Raw genomic sequence first — 313 nt, 5'->3', positions numbered from 1 at the left:
CGACAGCGGCCAGATCAAGGTCAAGGACACCATCGGAACCGGCCGAGAGATGTGCCTGGACGTGGGCGGTTCCCGCAACAACGGCGACCGGGCCAAGATCTGGCAGTGTCAGAGCCCCGGCTTCGGCAACCAGAACTTCGTCATCGACAGCGGCCAGATCAAGGTCAAGGACACCATCTGACAGGCCGGCGCGGGGCACGGTGACGGCCGTGTCGTGTGCCCCGGAAATGCAGAGAACCCCCATCCGGTTTCCCGGATGGGGGTTCTCTGTGAATGATTGTTCGGCGGCGTCCTACTCTCCCACAGGGTCCCC

At 63.9% G+C, this 313-nt stretch carries 1 protein-coding gene; it reads left to right on the top strand.

Features of this window, described 5'->3' with window-relative positions; all coding sequences use genetic code 11:
- Positions 1 to 181 (top strand): hypothetical protein (locus tag AB0R04_RS34135; RefSeq protein WP_363377474.1); only part of this gene is annotated, 181 nt, incomplete at its 5' end.
- Positions 182 to 313 lie beyond the last annotated feature (132 nt).

This window comes from Kitasatospora sp. NPDC056731 (assembly GCF_040687675.1).
Lineage (GTDB): Bacteria > Actinomycetota > Actinomycetes > Streptomycetales > Streptomycetaceae > Kitasatospora.
Note: the sequence above shows the minus strand (reverse complement) of the source record. Positions and strands in the feature narration are given on the sequence as shown.